The sequence below is a fragment of the Nevskiales bacterium genome (assembly GCA_035574475.1).
Lineage (GTDB): Bacteria > Pseudomonadota > Gammaproteobacteria > Nevskiales > DATLYR01 > DATLYR01.
This window is the reverse complement of sequence record DATLYR010000044.1, coordinates 1-3,022: the sequence shown is the minus strand read 5'-3', so window position 1 is coordinate 3,022 and position 3,022 is coordinate 1. Positions and strand designations below refer to the sequence as shown.

At 69.3% G+C, this 3,022-nt stretch carries 3 protein-coding genes; 2 read left to right on the top strand and 1 reads right to left on the bottom strand.

Annotation, left to right across the window (positions count from 1 at the left end; genetic code table 11):
* The first annotated feature begins 309 nt into the window (after positions 1-309).
* Together VNJ47_02685 and VNJ47_02680 are read left to right on the top strand one after the other, a co-directional pair.
* Positions 310-1,236 carry an ABC transporter ATP-binding protein gene (locus tag VNJ47_02685; GenBank protein ID HXG27740.1) on the top strand — a complete coding sequence of 309 codons (927 nt, stop codon included), beginning with the start codon at positions 310-312 and terminating at the stop codon, positions 1,234-1,236.
* Positions 1,211-2,473, top strand: coding sequence for a hypothetical protein (locus tag VNJ47_02680; protein HXG27739.1), 1,263 nt, complete (start codon positions 1,211-1,213; stop codon positions 2,471-2,473). Before VNJ47_02685 ends, VNJ47_02680 begins: the two co-directional genes overlap by 26 nt.
* 347 nt (positions 2,474-2,820) lie before the next feature.
* On the opposite strand, the gene VNJ47_02675 is transcribed toward VNJ47_02680, so the two are convergent.
* Positions 2,821-3,022: hypothetical protein (locus tag VNJ47_02675; protein ID HXG27738.1), on the bottom strand; the 202-nt coding region annotated here is incomplete at its 5' end.

The following is a 3,022-nucleotide window of genomic DNA, read 5'->3' as shown; positions in this document are numbered from 1 at the left end:
CGCGGGGTGGCGATCGACCAGGCGGCGCTGTACGGGCAGATCGCCAGGGTGCGCGATCTCGGGCTGACGCTGCTCGCCGTGACGCCGTGCGCGCCGCCTGAGGCTCGCCCAAACCCGAAACCTTGAACTGGCACGTAAGCGTTCAGCAATCAGCTATCAGCCGTCAGTGTGCTGCCCCACGCGGAATATCTCTTCTCGCAAGACAGTGTTGTCAGTCGCTCCAACGCATGAGGATGCCACGAAAAGCTGATAGCTAACCGCTGAGGGCTGAACGCTTACACCGGCACTCCACCAAAGGAGATATCATAGATGAACACTGCGATCTCGGTATCCGGCCTGGTCAAGTCGTTCGGCCCCACGCGCGCCCTGGATGGGCTCGACCTGTCCGTCCGCACCGGCGAGGTGCACGGCTTTCTCGGCCCCAACGGCGCCGGCAAGACCACCACCATCCGCATCCTGCTCGGCCTGCTGCGGGCCGATGCCGGCCAAGCCCGGCTGCTCGGCGGCGACCCCTGGCGGGATGCCACCGCGCTGCATCGCCGCCTGGCCTATGTGCCCGGCGACGTCTCGCTGTGGCCCAACCTCTCGGGCGGCAAGATCATCGACCTGCTGGGCCGGCTGCGCGGCGGGCTCGACCCACGCCGTCGCGCCGCGCTGCTCTCGCGCTTCGATCTCGACCCGCGCAGCAAGGCGCGCACCTACTCCAAGGGCAACCGCCAGAAGGTCGCGCTGATCGCCGCGCTGGCCTCCGACGTCGAGCTGCTCATCCTGGATGAGCCGACCTCGGGGCTCGACCCGCTGATGGAGGCAGTCTTCCGGCAGTGCATCGCCGAGGAACAGGCCAGGGGCCGAACTGTGCTGCTCTCCAGCCACATCCTGGCCGAGGTCGAGGCGCTGTGCGACCGCGTCACGATCATCCGCGCTGGACGCACGGTCGAAAGCGGCACACTGGCCGATCTGCGCCACCTCACCCGCACCACCATCACCGCCGAGGTCGCGACCGCGCCGGTGGGGCTGGCGGGCATGCCGGGTGTGCATGACCTCGACATCCAGGGGAACACGGTGCGCTTCGCCGTGGATGCTGACGCATTGGGTCGCGCGCTGCGCGAGCTGACCAGCGCTGGCGTGATCAGCCTGGTCAGCCAGCCGCCCACACTGGAGGAACTCTTTCTTCGGCACTATGAGACAACTGAGCAAAGCACGCAGCCTGATGCAGCCGAGGAGGTGGCACGATGAACGAGCTAACGGGCACCAGGGCGCTGATCCGCTTGATCCTGCGGCGCGACCGGGTCGTGCTGCCGTCTGGATCGTGCTGACCGCGCTGCTGGCCCTCGGAAGTGCGGCCAGCTTCGCCAACCTCTACCCCACCGCCGAGCTGCAGCAGGCCTACGCCGCCGAGACCGCCGGCAGCCCGGCCGTGGTGGCGCTGGTCGGGCCGGTTTTCGCGCCAACCCTGGGCGGGCTCGTCGCCTGGCGGTGGACCGTTCAGGGGCTGTTTCTGGGCGGCCTGGCCAGTCTGCTCACGGTCATCCGGCACACTCGCGCCGACGAGCAGGCCGGACGGCGCGAGCTGCTCGGCTCGACGGTGGTCGGCAGGCACGCGCCGTTGACCGCGGCGCTGGCCGTGACGTTTGCCGCCAACCTGGTGATGGCCGCATGTGCGGCAGCTGGGCTCATGGCCCTCGGGCTCGACGCCAGCGGATCGATCGCCCTGGGGCTGTCGGTGGCGGCCGCGGCTTGGACGATCACGGCAGTCGCAGCTGTTGCCGCACAGCTGGCCGAAAGCGCCGGCGCGGCCCGCGGCATCGCGCTGGGCGTCCTGGTCCTGTGCTATCTGATGCGCGCGGTTGGCGATGTCGGCGGTGCGGAAGGCCGACTGGCCTGGCTGTCCTGGCTGTCACCGGCCGGTTGGGCGCGGCTCACGCGCCCTTTTGCTGGCGAGCAGTGGTGGGTCTTTGCGCTGTTCCTCGCGGCCGACGTCGCACTGATCGCGCTGGCCTACGCGCTCTCTGTCAGGCGCGACCTTGGCGCCGGTCTGCTGCCCCCACGCCTCGGGTCTGCCAGAGCTGCGGCGCGGCTGCGCAGCCCCCTGGCGCTGGCCTGGCGGCTGCAGCGGGGCCTGCTGCTCGGCTGGGCCGCCGCGTTCGCGGTGATCGGCCTGGCGTTCGGGTTCGTCGCCACGACCGTCGCGGACCTGTTGACGGTCAACCCACAGCTGATGGACTTCTTCCGCGATGTCGGCGGCACGGCGCGGCCCAGCGACGTGGTCTTCGACCTGTACTTCCTGACCTTCGGCCCGATCATCGCGCTCTACGCGATCCAGGCCACGCTGCGATTGCGGGCGGAGGAGCTGGAGCTGCGCGCCGAAGTGGTGCTAGCCACGCCGGTCTCGCGGCTGCGCTGGGCCGCCAGCCACCTGGTCTTCGCCGCGCTCGGTCCGGCGGGCGTGATCGCCGCGCCGCTCGCCAACTGAGTGAGGCGAAACACGCCGCCGACGAGCGGCATAGCGCTGAACACGAGCAGGCCAGCCACGAGCCAGACTGCCGAGCGTGCCTTGGCCGGCGCTATGGGTTGCTGTTGTTTCCCGCGCGCATGCCGCGGCGGGCCAGCGGGGACGCGACCTGCATCAGAGACGTTCATGGGCGGCTCCTTAACGGATAGGCATTGGTTTGTACGCACTTCGCAGCGCGTTCCGAGGCGAGCGGATACGGTGGTGTAGCATCCTCACCATTGATGGTGCATGCGACAAGCGACCATATGGCCGCCTGTCCCCACCATGCAGTTGCCAGCGAAGGCAACCTCGGCTCCCGTGTGGCGAATCTAGGGGCCGGCCGTGCCAAGGACGGGCTCGGGGGCCTGCGCGCGCCGTTCCGCCCAGAGTGCGTATCCCAGCCATGCCAGCGCAAGCCCGATTGGTATCATGATGATCTTGGGCTGGTACGCCGGGGGAACGAGGGCACCGAGGGGAACCAACAGGGCGTTGAGGGCCAGCAACGCGCCCGCCCAGCGGGGAAGGACACGG